Here is a 21704-nt window from a genome sequence, read left to right as displayed (position 1 = left end):
CGTCGGCGCTGGCAGAATCCGTGGGTATGACCGGCCCCACGACCGAGCGGCCCACCGACGGCCCCGCCCCGCCACCCGCTGGCCCGGCGCCCCGTCGCGCCGCCGCGCGTCGCCCGGCACGACGATCCCTCGTGCCGGTGGTGCTCGTGGCCCTGGTCAGCGGCGCGCTGGGCGGCCTGGGGGGCGCGGTGCTCGCGGACCGGATGGAGCCGGGGGCCGCGTCCTCGACGTCCGCTCAGGACCAGTCGCCGGGCCGGGCCGACGGACCCGTCCGTGACGACGCCGCGCCGAGCGTCGCCCCCGCCGCCCCGCCGGCGCAGGCCGACGGCACCATCAGCGGGCTCTCCCGCGCGGTGCTGCCCAGCGTGGCCCTCATCTCGATCGGCGAGGACGGGTCGCTGGGCCTGGGGTCCGGCTTCGTCGTGCGCCGTGACGGCTACCTCGTCACCAACCACCACGTCATCGAGGGGGCCGGGGAGGGTGACCCGATCCTCGTCGAGCTGCCCGGTGAGGACCCGCTCGAGGCCGAGGTGGTCGGGTCGGACCCCGCCTACGACATCGCCGTGCTGCAGGTGGAGCGCGAGGACCTCACCCCGCTGGCGTTCGCCGACTCCGACGACGTGCTGGTGGGCCAGACGGTCGTCGCGGTGGGCGCGCCGCTGGGGCTGGACAGCACGGTGACCAGCGGCATCGTGTCGGCGAAGGACCGCCCGGTCGTCGCGGGGGAGACCCAGGAGAGCACGAGCTACATCAGCGCGATCCAGACCGACGCCGCCATCAACCCCGGCAACTCGGGCGGGCCGCTCCTCGACCTGTCCGGACGCGTCGTCGGGGTGAACTCGGCCATCGCCCAGGTGCCCCAGGCCGCCGGGTTCGGCGGCAGGTCCGGCAGCATCGGTCTGGGCTTCGCCGTGCCCGCCGAGCAGGCCGACCGCACGGCGACCCAGCTCATCGAGACCGGGACCAGCGAGTACCCGGTCATGGGCGTCCTCGTCGACCTCACCTACACGGGGGACGGCGCCCGGGTCCGGCGGCAGGTGGCCGGCGAGGACGCCCCGGTGGTCGCCGGCGGTCCGGCGGACCGTGCCGGGGTGCGACCGGGCGACGTCATCCTCTCCGTCGACGGGACGACGATCCGGGACTCCCAGCACCTCATCGTGGTCCTGCGCTCCTACGCCGTGGGCGACACCGTCGAGCTGGAGCTGCGGACGGCCTCCGGCGAGGACCGCACGGTGAGCGTCACCCTGGTCGGCTCGGGGGACTAGGTAGGGTGACCCCGGTGTCCCGTCCACCCGCACGAGGTGGCCCCTGGAGCGGAGGAGCAGCGTGATCGGCAACCTCGCGGGCGGCGAGATCCTCCTGCTCGTGCTGGCCGCGCTCATCATCCTCGGCCCGACCCGGCTGCCGGGGTACGCCGCCAAGCTCGGCCAGGGGGTCCGTTACCTGCGCGACCTCGCCGAGGGGGCCAAGGGGCAGCTGCGCGACGAGCTGGGCCCGGGCTTCGACGACATCGACTGGCAGCAGCTGGACCCGCGGCAGTACGACCCCCGACGCATCGTGCGCGAGGCCCTCACCGAGCCCCGGGGCGCCACGTCGTCCTCGGCCCGCGCGGGTTCCGACGCGGGGGAGAGGGCGGAGAAGCCGGTGTCCGCGCGGATGCGCCCGGCGCTGGGTGCGGGGCACGACCCCTCGCGGCCCACCCCGTTCGACACCGACGCGACCTAGCCCCTGCGGACCTGGCCGGGACGCGACCTCGTCCCTACGACGAGGCGCGAGCGGTGGGGGTGATGCCGAGCTTCCGCCCCGCCAGACCACGGCCTCGCCGGGCCAGCTGCCGGGCGACGCCACGCAGCGCGGTCGCCGCCGGGGTGTCGTCGGCGCCGTCGACGTTCCCCGCCGCCACGACAGGGGTGCCGTGGTCGCCGCCCTCGCGCAGGGCCACGTCGATGGGCACCTGGCCCAGCAGCGGCACCTGCGCGCCGATGGACCGGGAGAGCGAGTCGGCGACCGCCTGGCCGCCACCGCTGCCGAAGAGCTCGGAGCGGGAACCGTCCGGCAGCTCCAGCCAGGACATGTTCTCGATGACCCCGGCGAGCCGCTGGTGGGTCTGCAGCGCGATGGCGCCGGCCCGCTCGGCCACCTCGGCGGCAGCCTGCTGCGGCGTGGTGACCACCAGCAGCTCGCTGCTCGGCAGCAGCTGGGCCACGGTGATGGCGATGTCACCGGTGCCGGGGGGCAGGTCGAGCAGCAGGACGTCCAGGTCGCCCCAGTAGACGTCGGCCAGGAACTGCTGCATGGCCCGGTGGAGCATGGGCCCGCGCCACACCACGGGCTGGTTGCCGGGGACGAACATGCCGATGGAGATGACCTTGACCCCGCTCGGCTCGGCGACCGGCGGCAGGATCATGTCGTCCACCTGCGTGGGGGCCTGGGTGATGCCCATCATGCGGGGCACCGAGAAGCCGTAGATGTCGGCGTCGACCACCCCCACCCGCAGTCCCTCCTCGGCCAGGGCGACGGCCAGGTTGACGGTGACCGAGGACTTGCCCACGCCGCCCTTGCCGGAGGCGACGGCATACACCGTCGTGAGGGAGTCGGGCCGGGCGAAGGGGATCTCGCGCTCGGCCTGCCCGCCGCGCAGCTGGTCGCGCAGCGCACCGCGCTGCTCCTCGGTCATGACGCCCAGCCGGACGTCCACGCCGGTGACGTGCTCCACCTCGCTCACCGCAGCCGTGACGTCACGGGTGATGGTGTCCTTGAGCGGGCAGCCGGGGACGGTCAGCAGCACCGTGACCTGGACCTGGCCGTCGTCGGTGACGTCGACCGCCTCGAGCATCCCGAGCTCGGTGATCGGCTTCTTGATCTCCGGGTCGTTGACGCGGGCCAGGGCAGCGTGCAGGGCGTCGTCGCTGGGGATGGGCATACCTCCATGGTAGGCGCCGGCCGCCCCACCGGCGACGGCGCCCTCAGCGGTCGTGGCGGCGTCCCGCGCCCCCCTCGCCGTGCTGCTGCCGCTCCGGGGCAGCGTCCTCGGCGTCCTCCGCGTCCTGGGCGCGCAGCTCCTCGAGCAGGTCCCGGAGCTCGGAGCGCACGAAGTCCCGGGTCGCGACGTCGCGCATGGCCAGGCGCAGGGCCGCCACCTCACGGGTGAGGAACTCGGTGTCGGCCTGCGTGCGCTCGTCCCGGGTGCGGTCCTGCTCCATCTGCACCTTGTCGCGGTCGTCCTGCCGGTTCTGCGCGAGCAGGATGAGCGGTGCCGCGTAGGACGCCTGGAGGCTGAGCATGAGGGTGAGGAAGATGAAGGCGTACGGGTCGAAGCGCGCCTCCGCGGGGAGCACGGTGTTCCAGGCGATCCAGACGAGGACGAAGAGCGTCATCCACACGAGGAAGCGCGCGGTACCCATGAAGCGCGCGAAGCGCTCCGCGAAGGCCCCGAAGCTCTCGGGGTCCATGCGGGCCTGCGGCATCCAGCGCGACTGCTTGGCCAGCGGCTGGTCGAGGCGCGGCCCGCCCGAGGTGGGGTCCGCCCGGCGGTTGCCCCCGCGGCCCCGTGCGGTGTGGCGCGTCGGCTCAGACATCGTCCGCCTCCGTCAGGTCGGTCTCGCGCCAGTCGTCGGGGAGGATGTGGTCGAGGACGTCGTCGACGGTCACCGCTCCGAGCAGCCGGCCCTCCGGGTCGGCCACGGGGAGGGCCACGAGGTTGTACGTCGCCAGCGCCCGCGTCACGACGCCGAGGCTGGCGCCGGGGGAGACGGGGTCGATGTCGGTGTCGAGGATCGAGCCCACGGGCTGGTGCGGGGCCTCGCGCAGCAGCCGCTGGATGTGGATGCTGCCGAGCAGGCGGCCGGTGGGGGTCTCGTGCGGAGGGCGCGTGACGTAGACCAGCGACGCGGTCGCGGGGTGCATCTCCTCCCGCCGGACCAGCGCCAGGGCCTCGGCGATGCTGGCCTCCGGCCCGAGGATCACCGGGTCGGTCGTCATGAGGCCACCGGCGGTGTTCTCGTCGTAGGTCAGCAGTCGCCGCAGGTCGGCGGCCTCGTCCGGCTGCATGAGAGCCAGCAGCTCCTCCTGGACGGCCTCCGGGAGGTCGGACAGCAGGTCCGTGGCGTCGTCCGGCTGCATGACCTCCAGGATGTCGGCCGCCCGGTCGGTCGGCAGGTGGGTGAGGATCTCGAGGCGGTCGTCGTCGGGCAGCTCCTCCAGGACGTCGGCCAGGGTCTCGTCGTCCAGGGCGTCCGCCACCTCGGCGCGTCGCTTGGTCGACAGGTCGTGGATGGCCTCGGCGAGGTCCTGCGGCTTGAGGTCCTCGTAGGCCTCCAGGAGGGCGGTGGCCGCCTGCGGGGGGCCCTGCTCCTGCAGGCCCTCGACGGCCTCGATGTCGACGAGCAGCGTCTCGCCGCGGCGCCGCCGGAGCAGCCCCCGTCGGGGCGCCTCGTCCCGCCCCTTGCGGACGAAGACCTTGGTGATGCGCCAGTCCCCGCTGCGCTGCTGGTCCATCGCCATGTCCTCCACGACGGCAGGACGGCGCTCGGACCCCTCGGTCACGGTGACCTGCCGGTCGAAGAGCTCACCCACGACGAGGGTCTCTCCCGCCCGCTGCTCGAAGCGCCGCATGTTGAGCAGCCCCGTGGTGATGACCTGTCCGGCGTCCACCGACGTGACCCTGGTGATCGGCACGAAGACGCGCCGACGGCCGGGGACCTCGACCACCAGACCGATGACCCGCGGCCCGTGCGCGGCCGAGCGGGCCGTCAGGGTGACGACGACGTCGCGGACCCGGCCCACCTCGTCACCCAGCGGGTCGAAGACGCTCAGGCCGTTGAGGCGGGCGACGAAGACACGGTGGGTGCTCACCCCCAGGACAATACGAGGTCGGCGACCCCCGGGGAGCGCGGTGCACCGGAATGGCGCGGCCGGGGGGGTGGTGGGCACAATGAGGGGGTGACTACCCCGACCGGTCCCCGTGCTGCCCTGCCCCGGCCGACCCTGGACCTCGACTACCCCAAGAGCCTCGGGGTCTTCGAGCGCTACGACCAGGCCCAGGAGGCCGTCGACTACCTCTCCGACCACGAGTTCCCGGTGGACCAGGTCCTCATCGTCGGCACCGACCTCAAGCAGGTGGAGCGGGTCACCGGCCGGCTCACGACGGGGCGTGTGGCGCTGGGCGGGGCGCTGTCCGGCGTGTGGCTGGGACTCTTCGTCGGTCTCATCTTCGCGCTGTTCGCCGGGCCGCGCGACGCTTTGATGACGGTGATCTGGACGGCCTGCTTCGGCGCCGTGTTCGGGCTGGTCTGGGGCCTCATCGGCTACGCCTTCACCCGCGGGCGTCGCGACTTCACCTCGGTGACCCAGGTGGTGGCCACCCGCTACGAGGTGCTCACCGAGCACAAGCTGGTCGAGCGCGCCCGCGACCTGCTGGACGGTCGGCTGTCCTGACCGCCGACGTGGCGCCGGGTCAGCCCCGTCGCCCGCCCCCGCGCACCCAGGCCTCCACCTCGGGCACCGTCCGCGGCAGCATGGCGGACAGGTTGCGTGCCCCGTCCGCGGTCACCACGACGTCGTCCTCGATGCGCACCCCGATCCCGCGCAGCTCCTCCGGGACCAGCAGGTCGTCGGACTTGAAGTACAGCCCGGGCTCCACGGTGAGGACCATGCCCTCGCGCAGCTCACCCTCGACGTAGTCCTCGCGCAGGGCCTGGGCGCAGTCGTGCACGTCGAGCCCGAGGTGGTGGCTGGTGCCGTGCACCATCCAACGGCGGTGGAACTGCCCCTCCTCGGCGTCCAGGGTCTGCTCCAGGGTGACGTCCTCGGGCAGCAGCCCCCACTCCAGCAGGTGCCGGGCGATGACCTCGATGGCGGCCGCGTGCACGTCCTTGAACCGGTTCCCGGGCCGTACCGCGGCCAGCCCGGCCTCCTGGGCCTCGAGGACGGCCTCGTAGACCCGTCGCTGCGGATCGGTGAAACGACCGGACACCGGCACGGTGCGGGTGACGTCGGCGGTGTAGAGCGCGTCGGTCTCGACACCGGCGTCGAGGAGCAGGAGGTCGCCGTCCTTCACCTCGCCGGTGTTGCGGATCCAGTGCAGGGTCGTCGCGTGGTCGCCGGCGGCGCAGATGGAGTCGTAGCCGACGCCGTTGCCGGCGTGACGGGCGTGCAGCCCGAAGACGCCCTCGACCCAGCGTTCCCCGCGCCCGCGCCGGACCGCCTCCGGGAGCTGCTCCACCACGGCGTCGAAGGCGGTCGCGGTGGCGTCGACCGCCTCCTGCATCTGCTCCACCTCCCAGTCGTCCTTGACCAGGCGCATCGTCGAGAGCGTGCGCGCCAGCGCCAGGTCGGCCTCCTGCGCCTGCTCGGCGGAGGACAGGCCGGACTGCTCGCGAACCCTGTCGACGGTGGCCGCGACCTCGCGGTCGGCGTCGCGCACGACCCGCACCGCCAGCCCGGAGGGGCCGACGTCCTTGGCCACGGCGTCCGGGAGCTCGGACAGGTGGCGCGTCGACAGGCCCAGCTCGGCGGAGGCGCTCGCCAGGGTCGGCCGGGACCCGACCCAGAACTCCCCGGATCGGGAGTCGGCGAAGAACTCCTCGCTGTCGCGGTCCGCCAGCGGCAGGAAGTAGAGGGTCGCCTCGTGGCCCTCGCCGGAGGGCAGCGGGTCCAGGACGAGCACGGCGTCCGGCTCCCGGTCGGCCCCCAGGCCGGTGAGGTGGGCGAAGGCGCTGTGCGGGCGGAAGACGTAGTCGGTGTCGTTGCTCCGGATCTTGAGCCCACCGGCGGGGACGACCAGGCGCTCGCCCGGGTAGGTGGCGGACAGCTCCTCCCGGCGCGCGGCGGCATACCGGGCGGCCTCGGTGAGCTCGGGGAGCTCGCCGGACCGGGGTGCCCAGCCCGCCCGCATGAAGGCCATGAAGGCCTCTCCGGTCGGCCGGTTCCGGTGCTCTGGCTGGTGCTGCTTCTCACTCACCCGGCTCATGGTAGGCGGTGCCCAGGGAGCACCGAGCGGACGGTCAGCGGCGGGCCCTACGCTGGATCCTGATGAGCGATCAGACCCCCTTCACGACCATGCCCGGCGAGGTGACCGGACCGCAGCGGATCGCCCGCCCGCAGCTGATCCCTGCGGCCCGGCTCGGCCGCCATCTCAAGCACGCCGCCGTCCACGTCGTCCGCTCCAGCTCGCCCCCGACCACGGCGTTGGGGGTGCGCACCGACGGCGACGAGGCGACCCAGCGGCACGCCCGGGCGGTCTGCGACCTCGCATTACGGGTCGGCGAGGCGTTGCTGTCGACGGGGGCCTCGGCGGCCGACACGGTGGCCATCGTGCTGCGCCTCGGGCACGCCTACGGCATCCGCTCGATGCACGTCGACATCACCTACACCTCGATCTCGGTGTCGGTGCACCGGGGGCTGGACGAGGACTCCCTGACCGTGATGCGCGTCATCAACGACCGGGCACCGGACTACACCCGCCTGGAGGCCGTGCAGCGGCACATCGAGGAGATCGTCCGCTCTGCCGAGGGCAGCAGCGAGGGACCGTCGCTGGACGTCGACGCGGCCCGGGCCCACCTGTCGACCCTGCTCGCCTCGCCCCACCCCTACCGTCGCTGGGTCGTCACCGTGGGGGCCGCGATCATGTCGGTCGGCGTCGTCATGCTCTTCGGGGCGGGCCCCCTGATGTGGCTGGTGGCCGCGATCTCCGCGGCCACCGTCGACCGGGTCCAGCGCCAGCTCTACATCTGGGGCGTCGCCGCCTTCTTCACCCAGGTGCTCAGCGCCGCGATCCCCACGGGCATCGCGCTGGTCATGTATGCCGTCGGTCGGGAGACACCCTCGGTGGTCGTCGTCTCCGGCATCGTCGTCCTCCTCGCCGGGCTGGGCGTCCTGGGCGCCGCGCAGGACGCCATCGACGGCTACTACGTGACGGCCGGGGCGCGGGGCCTGGAGGTCCTCATGATGACCCTGGGCATCGCGGTCGGGGTGGCGTCGGTGCTCGGGGTCTCCCGGTGGTTCGGGGTGGACATGCAGGTGTCGCCGATCATCGCCCTGGGTGGCACCCCCTTCATCTCGACCATCGGCGCCATGCTCATCGCGCTGGGCTTCTGCCTGAGCACCTACTCCGGCACCCGCACCATCCTGGTGAGCATCGGGATCGCCGCCCCGGCGTGGCTGGTGCTCGAGGCCGCCATCTTCGTGGGGTTCGCCGCCCCGGCCGGCGTCGCGGTCGCCGCCTCCCTGGTGGGCGCGTTCGCCTACGTCACGTACCGCGTGCTGCGGGTGCCGGAGGCCGCGGTCGCCACCGCGGGGATCGTCTCGCTCCTGCCCGGGCTGGCGGTCTACCGCGCGCTCTACGTCATCATGCAGAACGACGCGTCCACGGTGGCGAACGCGGTGATCTACTTCGTCGACGCCGTGGCGACCGGGCTGGGCCTGGCGGGCGGGCTGGCCATCGGTGGCTACCTCGCGCGACGCAAGCTCGGCCTGGACCGGGCCGCGCTCCGGGCCCGCCGCCGGTCCCGGGGCACCTACGTGGCCGAGGCCTGACCGGCAGCCCGACCGCGCCGGGCCGGCCGGGGCGGGCCGTCCACGGTCGGTGCCGGGGTCAGTCGTTCCAGGTCCAGCCGGCGAGCAGGTCCTCGAGGACCGGCTCGGCGTCCTCGGCCTGGCTCTCCACGGCGGAGAGGGTCACGACGTAGAGCGTGCCCTCGTGCGACACCCAGCGCTGCGTCTGGTGCACGGTCGCGTCCTGGACCTCGCGCACCAGGGTGTACCCGGGGGCCCGGTTGCCGTCCACCTCCGCCGGCTCGAGCAGCTCGTACTCCCCGTCCTCACCGGCCAGCTGCTCGGCCGAGCTCTCCACCGCGGAGGTGAGGTTGCCGACGTACTCCTCCTGGGTGATGACGATGTTGGTGTAGAAGGAGTCGACGCGCTCGCCGTCCCGGGCCGCCAGCACGGCCGTCTCGGTCTGCTCCTGCGCCGTGGAGGTCGCGTCCTCCCAGCCGGCCGGGACGGTCACCGTGAAGGACCCGTCGCTCGCGCTGAGCTCGAGCTCCTCCGGCTCGCTGGTCGCCTCCGCCTGCTCGGTCTGCGTGGCTGTGTCCGCCGCGGCGTCCTCGGAGGCGGTCTCCTCCTGCGCATCCTCCGGGGCGCTGCTGGTCGCCGCGTCGTCGGTCGCCGTGCTGGTCGCCGTGGGCTCCGCGACCGGCTCCTCCTCCGCGCAGCCGGCCAGGGCCAGTACGGCGAGCACGGTCGCGGCTCCGGCGGTCCGGAGCGAGGCTCGGGTCGTGGTCATGCTTCTCCTCGGTGTCTCGTGTCGGTCGCGCCGGTGGCGCGGGCGGATGGGGGAGTGGGGTTCCAGTATGCCCGTCCCTGGGCGCCGCCTACGGTGGGCTCATGAGCCGTCTCGCGCCGAGCGCCCGGATCGACCTGCACGTGCACTCCACGCACAGCGACGGCACCGAGTCACCCGCGCAGGTCGTGGGCCGGGCCCGGGAGGCCGGCCTGGACGTGGTGGCGCTGACCGACCACGATGCCGTCTCGGGCTGGGAGGAGGCTGACCGGGCCGGTCGGGAACGGGGCGTCGCGGTGGTGCCCGGGCTGGAGCTGTCCTGCAGCGCGGCAGGAGCGTCGGTCCACCTGCTCGGCTACTTCGTGGACCCGACCCACCCGGCCCTGCTCGAGGAGCTGGGGCGCATCCGGGGCAGCCGGGACGACCGCCTGCGGAGGATGGTCGACCGGTTGGCGGAGGCCGGCTTCCCCGTCTCCTGGGAGGAGGTGCTGGGCCAGGCCTCCGCCGGCGCGTCGTTGGGGCGCCCGCACATCGCGGACGTCCTGGTGCTGCGCGGGAGGTACCCGGACCGCGACGCGGCCTTCGCCGACGTGCTCCACTCCAGCAGCCGCTTCCACGTCGCCCACATCGCACCGGACCCGCGGCGGGCCGTCGAGCTGGTGCGGTCGGCGGGGGGAGCCGCCGTGCTGGCCCACCCGTTCGCCGCGGCCCGGGGCCGGGGCGTGCCGCGCGAGCTCCTGGGCGACCTCGTCGAGGCCGGTCTCGCGGGCATCGAGGTGGACCACCGTGACCACGACGGGGCCGGGCGGGAACTGGCCCGTCGGCTCGCGAGCCGCCACGGCCTGCTGCCGACGGGGTCCAGCGACTACCACGGGTCGGGCAAGCCCAACCGTCTCGGCGAGCACACCACGCAGCCGAGGGTCCTCTCCGCCCTGCTCGAGCGGACCGGGGGTCAGCTGCTGGGCGCCTCGCCGTGACCGGCGCTGGTGCGACGACGACGCCGGCGACGACCCCCGGAGCCCGCGGACTCGGTCGAGCTGGATCGGCGCGCCGATCCACCGGTGCCCTCTGCTGCTGACCCGCCCCTCGGGCCGTGGCCCTCACGGGCGCTGCTCCGACCGCCGTCCTGCCCGCTGCGCTGACCACCGCGCCCGGAGCGGCCACCTCGGCCGCGTCCGCGCCGGTCACCCCGCTCCCGGCCGGAGGTGCCCTCGATGTCCTCGACCGCCTCGGCACCCAGCCCGGCCCGGGTGCGGGCGGACTTGGGGAGCGTCCCACGGGTGCCCTCGGGGATGCCGAGCTGCTCGAAGAGGTGCGGGCTGGAGGAGTAGGTCTCCTCCGGCTCGGGGTAGCCCAGGTCCAGCGCCTTGTTGATGAGGCCCCACCGCGGCATGTCGTCCCAGTCCACGAAGGTCACCGCGACACCGGTCGCGCCCGCCCGGCCGGTGCGGCCGATGCGGTGCAGGTAGGTCTTCTCGTCCTCGGGGCACTGGTAGTTGATGACGTGGGTCACGGCCTCGACGTCGATCCCGCGGGCCGCGACGTCCGTGGCCACGAGGATGTCGACCTTCCCGCTGCGGAAGGCCCGCAGCGCCTGCTCCCTGGCTCCCTGACCGAGGTCGCCGTGGATCGCGGCCGCGGCGAAACCGCGGTCGCCCAGCTCGTCGGCGACCTTGGCGGCCGTTCGCTTCGTCCGGGCGAAGACGATGGTGAGCCCTCGTCCGTCGGCCTGGAGCATGCGCGCCAGCATCTCGACCTTGTCCATGGCGTGCGCGCGGTAGGCGAACTGCTCGACCGCCGCGACGGTCTGCCTGCCGTCGTCGTCGTCGCTGACCGCACGGATGTGCGTGGGCTGGGTCATGTAGCTGCGCGCCAGGGAGACCACGGCGCCGGGCATCGTGGCCGAGAACAGCATGGTCTGGCGACCGGCGGGGGTCAGGGCCAGCAGCTTCTCCACGTCGGGCAGGAAGCCGAGGTCGAGCATCTCGTCCGCCTCGTCGAGGACGACGGTGCGGGCGTGCCCGAGGGTGAGGTGGCCCTTGGCGGCGAGGTCCAGCAGGCGGCCCGGGGTGCCGACGACGATCTCGACGCCGCGGTTGAGCGCCTCGATCTGCGGCTCGTAGGCGCGGCCGCCGTAGACGGTGAGGATGCGGGTCGAGCGATGGGCTGCCGCCTTGGACAGGTCCCCGGCGACCTGCACGGCGAGCTCACGGGTGGGGGCGACCACGAGGGCCTGGGGGGCGCCCGGCCTTTCCAGGTCGGCGAACGCGGCGTCCTGGGGAGCGACCACGTTGTGCAGCAGCGGGAGGCCGAAGCCGAGCGTCTTGCCCGTGCCGGTCTTGGCCTGACCGATGATGTCGTGCCGGGACAGCGCCACCGGCAGCGTCATCGCCTGGATGGGGAACGGGTGGGTGATGCCACCGTCGGCGAGCGCCCGGACGATGTCCGGGTGCAGCCCGAAGTCGGCGAACGTGCGGGTCTCCTGCATGGGTACTCCCTGATCGGGTGAGTGCGGCCAGCTCCCGACGAGGTGACGTCGGGGTGGTCCGGGCCGATCGGGAACTGGGCGATGAAAGGGGCCGGGCCGCTCGCCCGACCCGCCAACAACCGTCTGACCATCGTGGCATGACGGCCGACCGGGCACCGGTGTACATGCACCAGGCTACCCGAGAGACCGTCCGGGACCGGACGCGCGGACGGCGCGCCCCCCACGTGGGGAGGCGCGCCGTCCGGACCGGCTCGGCTCGGTGCGCGGTCAGCGCACCGCCTTGCGGCGGGTGACCGCGATGTAGGCCATCACGGCGACGATCGCGAAGACCGTGCCGAGGATGAGGCCCCAGAAGCTGAACTGCGCACCGCTGGTCCCGAGGAAGTTGGCCCCGACCCAGGAGCCGACGAGCGAGCCGACGGCGCCCAGCAGGATGGTCATGGGGACGGAGATGTTCTGGTCACCCGGCAGGATGAGCCGGGCGAGGGGGCCGACGATGCAGCCGACGATGAGAGCGACGATGATGGTGGTGATCATGGGTATGACCCTTTCGCACAAGTCAGCCCAGGAGGAGAGAGCCCTCTGGGTGAGCGACGCGGGAGCAGTCTCCCGCGACGATCGCCCTCACAGTAGAGAGCGCGCGGCAGGAACACCAACCGACACGACGCGACAGGCCGTTTCGTGACGTTCTCGTGACCGACGGAGCGGTGTCAGTGGGTCCCGAAGCCCACGCGGCCCTTCTCCTGCACACCGATCTCGACGTAGGCGATGGTCGCCGTCGGCACGATGATCGTCTGGCCCTTCTCGTCCTGCAGCTCGAGGACCGAGGAGCCGCTGCTGAGCGCCTCCGTCACGGACTCTCGGACGGCGGCCGGCGTCTGCGCCGACTCGAAGGTGACCTCGCGTCCGACGTCCCGTACTCCGATGCGGACCTCCACGGTGGGTTCCTCCCTGTCGACTGGCAGTGGGTGCGCCCCGGACCGGGGCAGGACCCAGCCTAGCCCGGGACCGGGACCACCCTGGCGCGCGGGGGCACCGCCCCGAACCCGCGCCAGGCGATGGTCGAGAGCAGCTCGAGGACCCGTTCGCGGCTCATGCTCCCGCGGCGGTCGTACCAGGCGACCGCCGCGGCCTGCGCCATCCCGGCCATGGTGGTCCCGAGCAGGACGCACTCGTCCCAGCTGAGCTCGGTCTCCTCCGCCAGCACCCGGCCCATGGACTCGCCGCAGGCCCGGCGGGTGCGCTCCAGGATGCTGGCCACGGACGGGTCGGACGTCATGTCGGAGCGGAAGAGCACCGGATAGCCGGACGACGGCTGCTCGACGAACTCGAAGAAGCTGCTGAGGCAGCCGGTGATCCGGGCCTCGTTGCCCTCCTCGGAGGCGAGCGCCGCCTCGATCCGTCGGACGACGTCGTCGGCCACCGACTCCGCGATCGCGACGTAGAGGGCGAGCTTGCTGTCGAAGTGCTGGTAGAGCACCGGTTTGCTGACCCCGGCACGGTCGGCGATGTCGTCCATGGCGGTGGCGTGGTACCCCGACTCGGCGAACGCCTCCAGGGCGGCGCCGAGCAGCTGGGCCCGGCGCTCCCCTCGGGGCAGGCGCACGCGTCGTTCGGGGGTCAGGGGGCTGGTCACGGGGCTCCCTCCTTCTCGATCCTCCCATCGTAGGCCCACCCGACCGCTCCGGGCGGTCTGTCGGCAGCGGGTGATGTGATGGCCCCATGGCACGACCGCAGACCGCCGCACCGGCACCGCCCGGCGACGACCCGGACCAGCGTCGGGCCGTGGAGCACCGGGGTGGCGTCCTGCTCGTCCTGGGGGCCCCCGGCACCGGCCGCACCAGCGTGGTCGTGGCGCAGGCGCAGGCGCGGCTGCGCGAGGGGCTGGAGCCGGACCGCTGCCTCGTCGTCGCCGCGACCCGGCAGGGAGCGGGCCGCCTGCGCGCCGCCATCGGCCAGGACCTCGCGGCCACCCACACCGAGCCGCTCGCACGGACCGCCGCGTCCCTGGCGTTCTCGGTGCTGCGGCTCGCCGCGGCACGCGAGGACGGGCCGACGCCGCGGCTCATCTCCGGGGCCGACCAGGACGCCGTGCTGCGCGAGCTGCTCGCGGGGCACGAGGCCGACGGTGGCGGCCCTGCGTGGCCCGAGGAGCTCGACCGGGCCCGCCGCACGGACGGCTTCCGGGCCCAGCTGCGCGACCTGCTCATGCGTGCGGTCGAGCACGGTGTGGGGCGCGAGGACCTCGAGGTCCTCGCCCAGGTCCACGACCGGCCGGAGTGGGCGTGCGCCGGCGCCGTGCTGGAGGAGTACGACCAGGTCACCGCCCTCGCAGATCCGGGCAGCTACGACCCCGCCTGGATCACCACGGCCGCGGCGGAGGCGCTGGAGGGCGACCCCGACCTCCGCGCCCTGGTGCACCGCCGGGTGGGGGCCCTGCTGGTCGACGACGCGCAGGAGCTCACCGTGTCCGCGGCCCGCCTGCTCGACGCGGTGCGCCCCCCGGGCGCGGACGGCGTCCTCGTGGGCGATCCCGACTCCGCCGTCCAGGGCTTCCGTGGTGCGGTCCCGGAGGCGTTCCTGGGGCTGGCCCGTCGCTGGGCGGGAGCGGCAGGGCCGACGACCCTGACCCTGGGCACCCGGCACGGGGTGGCCGGGGACGTGGGGCGGGCGGCCGACCGGGTGGCCGAGCGCATCGGCGTGGTGGGTGCCGGGGGCCAGCGCCGCCCCGCCGACGGTGCGGACCCGGGGGCGGTGCGGGTCCACGTCACCCGGAGCCCGGCCCAGGAGGCGGCGCTGGTGGCCCGGTGGCTGCGGCAGGCGCACCTGCTCGAGGGGGTGCCCTGGCAGGAGCTCGCGGTGGTGGCCCGCAGCCGCGCGCAGCAGGCCACGGTCCGCAGGGCGCTCGCGTCCGGGGGCGTCCCCGTGCGGGCGGACCGGTCGTCCGTGCCGCTGGGGTCCGACCCCGCCGTGCGTCCTCTGCTCCTGGCCCTGGACGTGGTGACCCGGGGTGACGACGACGACCCAGGATGGTCCCTCGCCCCGCAGGAGGCCGTCGACCTGCTCACCGGGCCGCTGGGAGGGCTGGACCCGGTGGGGCTGCGCCGGTTGCGCCGGCAGGTCCGGGCGGCGGAGCTGGCGGGCGGCGGGGGTCGCGGCGCCGACGAGCTCCTCGCCCTGCGCCTCGGCGACCCGGACCTGCGGCGGCAGGCCCCGCACGACGTCCCCGTCGAGCTGCAGGCACTACGGCGGGTGGCGGAGGTCCTGCAGGCCGGACGCGACGTCGTGGTGCGAGCCGCGCGGGCCGAGGCGTCGGAGGCGTCGTCGGGGACCCCGCATCCACGGCGCGGTGCACCTGGCCTCCCGGGACCGGACGAGGTCCTCTGGGCGCTCTGGTCCCGGAGCGGGCTGGCGAGGGCGTGGTCCCGTCAGGCGCTCGCCGGTGGGCCGTCGGGTGCGCGGGCCGACCGCGACCTCGACGCGGTCCTCGTCCTGTTCTCCGCGGCGGACGACCACGTGGACCGGCTCCCCGGGGCCAGGGCCAGGACCTTCCTCGACACCGTGCGGGGGGCGGAGGTGGCGGCCGACACCCTCGTGGTGGGGGCCCAGCAGCCCGAGGCGGTGGAGATCCTCACCCCTCACTCGGCGGCCGGCCGCCGGTGGCGCCGGGTCGCCGTCGTCGGGGTGCAGGAGGGCGTCTGGCCGGACCTCCGGCTGCGGGACTCGCTGCTGGGGTCGCACGCGCTGGTCGCCGCGGTCGAGGGCCGCCCGGTGACGGGCACCGAGGCACGGCGGCACGCCCAGGCGGCCGTGCGCTCGGACGAGCTGCGCCAGTTCCACGTCGCGCTGACCCGCGCCCGGGAGGAGGTGCTGGTGACGGCGACGGCCAGCACCGACGACCAGCCCTCGGCCCTGCTGGACCTCGTCGATCCCGCGTTCCGGGACCGGCCCCCGGTCGACGTGCCGCCTCCCCTCACCCTGCGGGGCCTGGTCGGTGAGCTGCGCCGCTGCGCCGTCCAGGCCCACCGCGACGGCGACCAGCCGGCCCGGACGGCCGCCGTCGAGCTGCTGGTCCGGCTGGCGCGCGAGCAGGTCCCGGGTGCCGATCCGGCGGCGTGGTGGGACCTGCGGGAGCTGTCGAGCACCTCGCCCGTCCAGCCGGAGGGGCCGGTCCGTGTGTCGCCCTCCCGGCTGCAGACGTTCCTCGACTGCGAGCTGCGGTGGTTCCTCACCTCGAGGGGCGCCGAGACCGGGGAGGCCTCCGGCGCCGCCCTGGGGACCCTGGTGCACGACGTCGTCGCCACCCGGCCCGACGCGACCGCCGACGAGCTGGTCGCCGAGCTGGACCGGCGGTGGCCCGACCTGGGCCTCGTGGAGGGATGGGTCTCCGAGCGCACCCGCCAGGACGCGCACCGCATGCTGGAGCGCTACGTCTCCTACGTCCGCGACGCCCGGGCCGCCGGGCGCGAGCTCGTGGGTGCCGAGCTGGACCTCTCGGTGGCGCTGCCACCGGGCGAGGGCGAGGCCGCCCGGGAGCCCCGGCTGACGGGAGCGGTGGACCGTCTGGAGCGGCAGTCCGACGGGGCGCTCGTCGTCGCCGACCTCAAGACGGGACGCACCCCCGTCCCCCGCGCCGACGTGGACCGGCACGCCCAGCTCGCGGCGTACCAGGTCGCGGTGACGCACGGAGCCTTCGCGGACCTGGGTGCCGCGAGCGGGGGCGCCCGGCTCGTGCAGCTGGGCGCGCCCGGCTCGGTGGAGCAGTCGCAGCCGCCGCTGACCTCCGCGGACGACCCCCGGTGGGCGCTGTCCACGATCCAGGACGCGGCCACGCGGATGGCCGGGGCGCAGTTCACGGCCCGGGACCAGGACCGGGTGTGCCGCCGGTGCCCGGCCCGGTTCGCCTGTCCGCTGCAGCCCGAGGGCCGCGCACGGTGAGCAGGTCGACCGGGCCGCGCTTCTCCCCCCAGGACCTGGCGCTGGCGCTGGGGACCCCTGAGCCCACCCCGGAGCAGGCAGCGGTCATCACCGCGCCCCTGCTGCCGGGCGTCGTCGTCGCCGGGGCAGGCTCCGGCAAGACGGAGACGATGGCCTCGCGGGTGCTGTGGTTGGTGGCGAACGGGCTGGTGGCGCCCCAGGACGTGCTCGGACTCACCTTCACCCGCAAGGCCTCGGTGGAGCTCACCACCCGTCTCACCGGCAAGCTGCGTCGGCTCCGGGAGGCAGGTCTGTGGTCCGGCGAGGAGGCCGCGGACGGTCCCGACGTGGCGTCGGGACCTGCGGGCGGCGACGGCTTCGACCTCCCGACCATCTCGACCTACCACGCCTACGCGGGCCGCCTCGTCAGCGAGCACGGGCTGCGCCTCGGCGTCGAGCCCGACGCCGTGCTGCTCTCCGAGGCCGCCTGCTGGCAGCTCGCGCACGACGTCGTCAGCCGCTACGACGGGGACATGACGCCGATGGACCGCGCCCCGAGCACCGTGGTCCGCGCCGTCCTCGCCCTCTCGGGCGAGCTCGGTGAGCACCTGGTGGAGCCGCAGGACGCCGAGCAGCTGCTGCTGGATCTGGCGGAGCGCTTCGAGGACCTGCCGCACGACGGCCGACCGCTCAAGGCCGGGAGGGACCTCGCCGCGACCCTGCGTCAGCAGGCCTGCCTCTACCCGCTCGTGCTCGCCTACCGCCGCGCCAAGGCCGAGCGCGGGGCCCTCGACTTCGGCGACCAGATGGCCCTGGCGGCCCGCCTCGCCCGCGACGTTCCCGTGGTCGGGGCCACGGAACGCAGCCGGTATGCCGCGGTGCTGCTGGACGAGTTCCAGGACACCTCCGAGGCGCAGCTCGTGCTGCTCACCTCGCTCTTCGCCGGGCAGGAGATGCCGGTCACCGCGGTCGGTGACCCCCACCAGTCCATCTACGGCTGGCGCGGGGCGAGCGCCACGACGCTCACCCGGTTCCCCGAGCAGTTCGCCGTCGACGGGCACCCGGCGCAGGTCCTGCAGCTGAGCACGTCCTGGCGCAACGACGAGATGGTGCTGGGCGCGGCCAACGCCGTGGCGGGGCCGTTGCGCGAGGAGAGCCCGGTGCCGGTGGCCACGCTGCGCCCGCGTCCGGGGGCCGGGGCCGGGACGGTGGAGGTGGCCCGCCTCGTCGACCACGTGGCGGAGGCCGAGCACGTGGCGGACTGGGTGCGCGTCCGGTCCACGGACGGTGCCACGGCGGCCGTCCTCTGCCGCACGCGCGCGCAGTTCGGGCCGGTCGTCGACGCGCTGCGCCGGCGCGGTCTGCCGGTCGAGGTGGTCGGCCTGGGCGGGCTGCTGGACACACCCGAGGTGCTCGACCTGGTCGCCCTGCTGTGGGTGGCGCAGGAACCCACCCGGGGCGACCAGGTGATGCGCCTGCTCGCCGGGCCGGTCGGGCGTCTCGGCGCGGCGGACCTGGACGCCCTGTGGGCCCGCGCGCGCGAGCTGGCGCGGTCGGCGGGTGGCGGGGTGGCCCGGGAGCGGGAGCACGCCCCGGTGCTGGCCGAGGCCCTCGAGCATGTGCCGGGAGAGTCCTGGACCGGTCAGGAGGGCCAGCGCCTGTCGTCCCAGGGCCGCGACCGGGTCTCCTGGTTGGCCGAGGTGCTCCACCGGGTGCGGTCCCTCGCCGGGCTCCCGCTGCCCGACCTGGTGTCCGAGGCCGAGCGGTTGCTCGGGCTGGACATCGAGGTGGCTGCCGACCCGGACCTGCACCCCACCTGGGGGCGTGCGCCGCTGGACGCTCTCGTCGAGGTCGCCGCCGGGTTCGACCACGGCGCGGACCGGGCCAGCCTGGGTGCGTTCCTGGACTGGCTCGACGCAGCGCGGGAGCACCAGCGGGGGTTGGAGGACGCCGAGACCCCGGAGCTGGCCGAGGTGTCGGTCGACACGACGGCGGTCCAGGTCCTCACCGTGCACGCGGCCAAGGGGCTGGAGTGGGACGCGGTGGCCGTCCCCGGACTGGTCGAGGGCGTCTTCCCCTCGGGGAGGGTCACCCCGCAGCACCGGGACGGCCGGTGGCAGACCAAGGAGCGGACCGACAACGGGTGGCTGGCGGGCATCGGCCGCCTGCCGACCCCGCTGCGTGGCGACCGCGAGGGCCGACCGGACCTGTCCTGGTCGCAGATCCCCGACACCCGAGCCCTGCGGGCCGCGCTGGCGCGGCTCGCCCTGGACCAGGGGCGCTTCGCGGTCCAGGAGGAGCGGCGGCTGGCCTACGTCGCGACGACGCGGGCCAGGCAGCAGCTGCTGCTCACCGCCCCCGTGTGGTCGACGGGCAAGCAGCCCAGGGTGACCTCACGCTTCCTCGAGGAGGTCACGGACCTGCCGGGGGCCGTGGTCGGGCCGTGGGTGGACATGCCCGACCCGGGGGAGGGGATGCTGAACCCGCGCCTGGGCGAGCAGACGGCCGCTCCGTGGCCGGTCCAGCGCGAGGACCGACGGGAGACGGTCCGGGACGTCGCGGCCGCCCTCGTCGCCGCGGGGGGCGTCGGTGGTCCGCCGACGGTCCAGCAGGACGCCCGCGCCCCCTGGGTCGAGACCGTCGACCTGCTGCTCGCCGAGCGCGCGGACCGGCACACCCGCCGGGACGGGCCGCAGCTCCCCGGACACCTGTCGACGTCGGCGGTGGTCGCGCTGGTGGCCGACCGCGAGGCCTACCTGCGCGACCTCCGTCGCCCCGTGCCCGTCCCCCCCACGCCCCGGACGCGGGTGGGCACGCTCTTCCACGCCTGGGTGGAGCGGCACTACGCGGCGGCCACGCTCGTGGACCTGGACGACCTCGACGCCGGGTCCGACCCCTCCGACCAGGCGTCCGGGCTCGGCACGCTGCAGCAGCACTTCCTGGCCAGCGAGTGGGCGGACCGGGTCCCGCTGGCGGTCGAGGTACCTCTGCAGACGACGCTGGGGGGACGCACGGTGGCGGGCCGGATCGACGCCGTCTTCGGCGACGCCGACGGGGGTGTCACCGTGGTGGACTGGAAGACGGGGACGCCCGGGAGCACGGCCCAGCAACGGGCCCGGACGGTCCAGCTGGCCGTCTACCGCCTGGCCTACGCCCGGCTGCGCGGGCTTCCGGTGGACCAGGTGCGGGCGGCCTTCTTCTACGCCGCGACCGGCACGACGGTCCGGCCACGGCTGCCCACGGAGGCCGACCTCGCACGGCTCCTGGACGAGGCGCAGCGGATCGCGGGGCAGGGGTCACCCGGCGAGGGTCAGCGGTCCTGGTCCTCCTCGGAGGGCATGCCGTAGAGCTCGTGCAGCCGGGTGTCGTCGTCCAGGAGCTCGACGTCCTCCGACGCCGCGTCCTGGTCCGGCTCGGGCGTGGCGCCGTGCTCCGGCGCCGCGTCCTGGTCCGGCTCGGGCGTGGCGCCGCCCTCGGGCGCGCCCTGGGCGGGCGCGCCGGACGGCTCCTCGCCCAGGGGGGTCCCCCCGGCCGGTCCTGCGGCCGGGGGCTCCGCCGGCTCGCCCCCCGGGGCGGGGGCGTCCACCCCCTCCGGGGTGCCCTCCTCCTCCGGGCGCTGCGGCACGGCCGGTGCCGGCCCGTCGGCGAGGGGACGGGGGGCGTCGTCGGGGCGCACGACGGGGACCTCCGTCGTGATGTCCGCGTCGTCAGCGCCGTCGTCGGCGCCGGACCACGGGTCGGCACCGGGTCCGGAGGACTCGTCGTCCGGGTGCGGGTCGGGGTCGCCGTCGTCGAGATAGGGGTCGGGCCGCGCCACGGCCTCGTCGCTGTCGAGGTCGTCGTCCTCCTCGTCCAGCTCCTCGCCCTCGGGGGGCTCGGGCAGGTCGCCCTCGGCAGCGAGCGGTCCCGGCCCACCTTTCGGTGCCGACGGCCCCTCGGGCACGGGGTGGGCGGCAGCCGAGAGGGCGGCTCCGCCGGCGCGGGCGGTCGTGGGCACCAGGGAGTCCTCGTCCTCGGTGAGGCGGTCCATGCGGCGCAGCACCTCCACGACCCGACGGGCCGACTCCTCGTCGCCGGCCGCGACGTGCTGGGCCAGCCCCCGCAGCCGACCCGTCTCGGACAGGAGACGGGCCCGGGCGTGCAGGTAGGGGTCAGGGCGCTGGGCGCGCGCCAGGGCGTAGCTGTCGAGCACCGACTCCCAGGCCTCCGGGGACGCCTGCGCGTAGACCTCGGCGAGGTCGGTCGCCGGGTCGCCCACCATCGCCTCGTCCCAGTCGGTCACCGCCACCACCCGCCCGCTGTCGGCCCCGTCGTCGGCGAAGGTCACGACGACGGTGGCGCCCCGGAAGGAACCGTGGACCGGGGTGCTGGCGAACTGCCACAGGGGGGAGGCGTCGAAGGCCTCCTCCCAGCGGGCGAGGAGCCTGGTGGGCACGCGCCCGGTCTCGGCGGCGCGGTCGACCTCGGCGATGAGCCGCTGCCGCCAACCGGCGGCGTCGAACGAGGGCACGTCCTGCTCCTCGAAGACCCCCGCGGGGATGTTGTGGACGGCGGCGACGGCGCGGCCGACGGCGTGGGCGAGCCCGGCCCCCGCCGGCAGGCGGGTGAAGTCGAGGGTGGCGCCCTCCACGTGGGGGTAGACGGCAGCGTGACCCTCCCGGCCGACCGCGGCGTAGCCGGCCGCGGCGGGCACCTTGAACGGCAGGTGCCTGGCGAGCTGACGGACCAGCTCGTCGTTGCGGTGCAGCCGCGCCCCGGCGACCGCGGTCAGCGGTGAGCGGACCAGCCACCGTCGCCCGGTGGCGTCCTCGACCACGGCCTGCTCGAGCTCGGTCTCGGCCCCCCTCTCGACGCTCATCCGGGCCACGGTCACCGGCTTCATCCCCGGGACGGCGGCGCTCGCGAGGGCAGCGAGGGCCAGGTCGGTGCGCTTCACGCCCCCACCGTATGCCGTGTCCTCCACCCGGGGCGTCATTCCACCGGCACGTCCCCGAAGCGGCCCGCCCCCGGCGCGGTGGC

17 protein-coding genes are annotated in these 21704 nt (G+C 74.9%); 7 read left to right on the top strand and 10 right to left on the bottom strand.

Translation table 11 applies throughout. From position 1 onward, the window contains the following. Positions 1-26: 26 nt before the first annotated feature. Positions 27-1265, top strand: a complete 1239-nt coding sequence (locus tag AVL62_RS01275) for a S1C family serine protease (RefSeq protein WP_153011596.1) — start codon at positions 27-29, stop codon at positions 1263-1265. 61 nt (positions 1266-1326) lie between these two features. Beyond that, positions 1327-1725, top strand: coding sequence for a hypothetical protein (locus tag AVL62_RS01270; RefSeq protein WP_058889871.1), 399 nt, complete (start codon positions 1327-1329; stop codon positions 1723-1725). Positions 1726-1759: 34 nt separating this feature from the next. Here the strand turns inward: AVL62_RS01270 and AVL62_RS01265 are convergent, their stop codons facing one another. The 3 genes from AVL62_RS01265 to AVL62_RS01255 are packed head-to-tail and all read right to left on the bottom strand — an operon-like array spanning position 1760 to position 4854. Continuing rightward, positions 1760-2923, bottom strand: a complete 1164-nt coding sequence (locus tag AVL62_RS01265; protein ID WP_058889870.1) for an Mrp/NBP35 family ATP-binding protein — start codon at positions 2921-2923, stop codon at positions 1760-1762. A gap of 43 nt (positions 2924-2966) precedes the next feature. Continuing rightward, positions 2967-3578, bottom strand: coding sequence for a DUF1003 domain-containing protein (locus AVL62_RS01260; RefSeq protein ID WP_058889869.1), 612 nt, complete (start codon positions 3576-3578; stop codon positions 2967-2969). Next, on the bottom strand, positions 3571-4854 hold the full coding sequence (locus AVL62_RS01255) for a magnesium transporter MgtE N-terminal domain-containing protein (RefSeq protein WP_058889868.1): 1284 nt from the start codon (positions 4852-4854) through the stop codon (positions 3571-3573). The genes AVL62_RS01260 and AVL62_RS01255 overlap by 8 nt, the downstream gene beginning before the upstream one ends. Before the next feature lie 87 nt (positions 4855-4941). Here AVL62_RS01255 and AVL62_RS01250 point away from each other — a divergent pair, with 87 nt between their 5' ends. After that, a complete protein-coding gene (locus AVL62_RS01250; RefSeq protein ID WP_058889867.1) occupies positions 4942-5436 on the top strand; it encodes a general stress protein in 495 nt (164 codons plus the stop codon). A gap of 19 nt (positions 5437-5455) precedes the next feature. Here AVL62_RS01250 and AVL62_RS01245 read toward each other — a convergent pair whose 3' ends face one another. Continuing rightward, the gene (locus tag AVL62_RS01245) at positions 5456-6961 is read right to left on the bottom strand and encodes an aminopeptidase P family protein (protein ID WP_058889866.1); all 1506 of its coding nucleotides are present in this window, start codon (positions 6959-6961) and stop codon (positions 5456-5458) included. 71 nt (positions 6962-7032) lie between these two features. Between AVL62_RS01245 and AVL62_RS01240 the strand changes: the two genes are divergently transcribed. After that, positions 7033-8535 carry a threonine/serine ThrE exporter family protein gene (locus AVL62_RS01240; protein WP_058889865.1) on the top strand — a complete coding sequence of 501 codons (1503 nt, stop codon included), beginning with the start codon at positions 7033-7035 and terminating at the stop codon, positions 8533-8535. A gap of 58 nt (positions 8536-8593) precedes the next feature. On the opposite strand, the gene AVL62_RS01235 is transcribed toward AVL62_RS01240, so the two are convergent. Continuing rightward, positions 8594-9283 (bottom strand): DcrB-related protein, encoded by a 690-nt coding sequence (locus tag AVL62_RS01235; RefSeq protein WP_058889864.1) that lies wholly within the window; start codon positions 9281-9283, stop codon positions 8594-8596. A gap of 101 nt (positions 9284-9384) precedes the next feature. On the opposite strand from AVL62_RS01235, the gene AVL62_RS01230 reads away from it, so the two are divergent. Further along, positions 9385-10257, top strand: coding sequence for a PHP domain-containing protein (locus tag AVL62_RS01230; protein ID WP_058889863.1), 873 nt, complete (start codon positions 9385-9387; stop codon positions 10255-10257). Here the strand turns inward: AVL62_RS01230 and AVL62_RS01225 are convergent. From AVL62_RS01225 to AVL62_RS01210, 4 genes are all read right to left on the bottom strand, one after another. Next, entirely contained in the window at positions 10233-11768 is a 1536-nt protein-coding gene (locus AVL62_RS01225) for a DEAD/DEAH box helicase (protein WP_058889862.1), read from the bottom strand. The genes AVL62_RS01230 and AVL62_RS01225 overlap by 25 nt on opposite strands. A gap of 267 nt (positions 11769-12035) precedes the next feature. Next, positions 12036-12305: a GlsB/YeaQ/YmgE family stress response membrane protein gene (locus AVL62_RS01220; RefSeq protein WP_083518576.1), complete on the bottom strand. Its 270-nt coding sequence runs from the start codon at positions 12303-12305 to the stop codon at positions 12036-12038. Positions 12306-12478: 173 nt separating this feature from the next. Beyond that, positions 12479-12706, bottom strand: a complete 228-nt coding sequence (locus AVL62_RS01215) for a DUF3107 domain-containing protein (RefSeq protein ID WP_058889861.1) — start codon at positions 12704-12706, stop codon at positions 12479-12481. A gap of 59 nt (positions 12707-12765) precedes the next feature. After that, positions 12766-13404 (bottom strand): TetR/AcrR family transcriptional regulator, encoded by a 639-nt coding sequence (locus AVL62_RS01210; protein WP_058889860.1) that lies wholly within the window; start codon positions 13402-13404, stop codon positions 12766-12768. A gap of 86 nt (positions 13405-13490) precedes the next feature. Here AVL62_RS01210 and AVL62_RS01205 point away from each other — a divergent pair, with 86 nt between their 5' ends. Both AVL62_RS01205 and AVL62_RS01200 read left to right on the top strand, forming a co-directional pair. Next, positions 13491-16706, top strand: a complete 3216-nt coding sequence (locus AVL62_RS01205) for an ATP-dependent helicase (protein WP_058889859.1) — start codon at positions 13491-13493, stop codon at positions 16704-16706. Further along, positions 16703-20032 carry an ATP-dependent helicase gene (locus tag AVL62_RS01200; RefSeq protein WP_153011595.1) on the top strand — a complete coding sequence of 1110 codons (3330 nt, stop codon included), beginning with the start codon at positions 16703-16705 and terminating at the stop codon, positions 20030-20032. The genes AVL62_RS01205 and AVL62_RS01200 overlap by 4 nt, the downstream gene beginning before the upstream one ends. Here the strand turns inward: AVL62_RS01200 and AVL62_RS01195 are convergent. After that, positions 19996-21621 carry a phosphotransferase gene (locus tag AVL62_RS01195; protein ID WP_161937814.1) on the bottom strand — a complete coding sequence of 542 codons (1626 nt, stop codon included), beginning with the start codon at positions 21619-21621 and terminating at the stop codon, positions 19996-19998. The two genes, AVL62_RS01200 and AVL62_RS01195, sit on opposite strands and share 37 nt — an antisense overlap. Positions 21622-21704 lie beyond the last annotated feature (83 nt).

This window comes from Serinicoccus chungangensis (genome assembly GCF_001483745.1).
Taxonomy (GTDB): Bacteria; Actinomycetota; Actinomycetes; order Actinomycetales; family Dermatophilaceae; genus Ornithinicoccus; species Ornithinicoccus chungangensis_A.
Note: the sequence above shows the minus strand (reverse complement) of the source record. Positions and strands in the feature narration are given on the sequence as shown.

Excerpts from the sequence above, each read along its gene's own strand:
- AVL62_RS01240 (WP_058889865.1), top strand. The coding sequence starts at position 7,033 with ATGAGCGATCAGACCCCCTTCACGACCATGCCCGGCGAGGTGACCGGA.
- AVL62_RS01205 (WP_058889859.1), top strand. The coding sequence starts at position 13,491 with ATGGCACGACCGCAGACCGCCGCACCGGCACCGCCCGGCGACGACCCG.
- AVL62_RS01260 (WP_058889869.1), bottom strand. The coding sequence starts at position 3,578 with ATGTCTGAGCCGACGCGCCACACCGCACGGGGCCGCGGGGGCAACCGC.
- AVL62_RS01220 (WP_083518576.1), bottom strand. The coding sequence starts at position 12,305 with ATGATCACCACCATCATCGTCGCTCTCATCGTCGGCTGCATCGTCGGC.
- AVL62_RS01275 (WP_153011596.1), top strand. The coding sequence starts at position 27 with ATGACCGGCCCCACGACCGAGCGGCCCACCGACGGCCCCGCCCCGCCA.
- AVL62_RS01225 (WP_058889862.1), bottom strand. The coding sequence starts at position 11,768 with ATGCAGGAGACCCGCACGTTCGCCGACTTCGGGCTGCACCCGGACATC.
- AVL62_RS01230 (WP_058889863.1), top strand. The coding sequence starts at position 9,385 with ATGAGCCGTCTCGCGCCGAGCGCCCGGATCGACCTGCACGTGCACTCC.
- AVL62_RS01265 (WP_058889870.1), bottom strand. The coding sequence starts at position 2,923 with ATGCCCATCCCCAGCGACGACGCCCTGCACGCTGCCCTGGCCCGCGTC.
- AVL62_RS01235 (WP_058889864.1), bottom strand. The coding sequence starts at position 9,283 with ATGACCACGACCCGAGCCTCGCTCCGGACCGCCGGAGCCGCGACCGTG.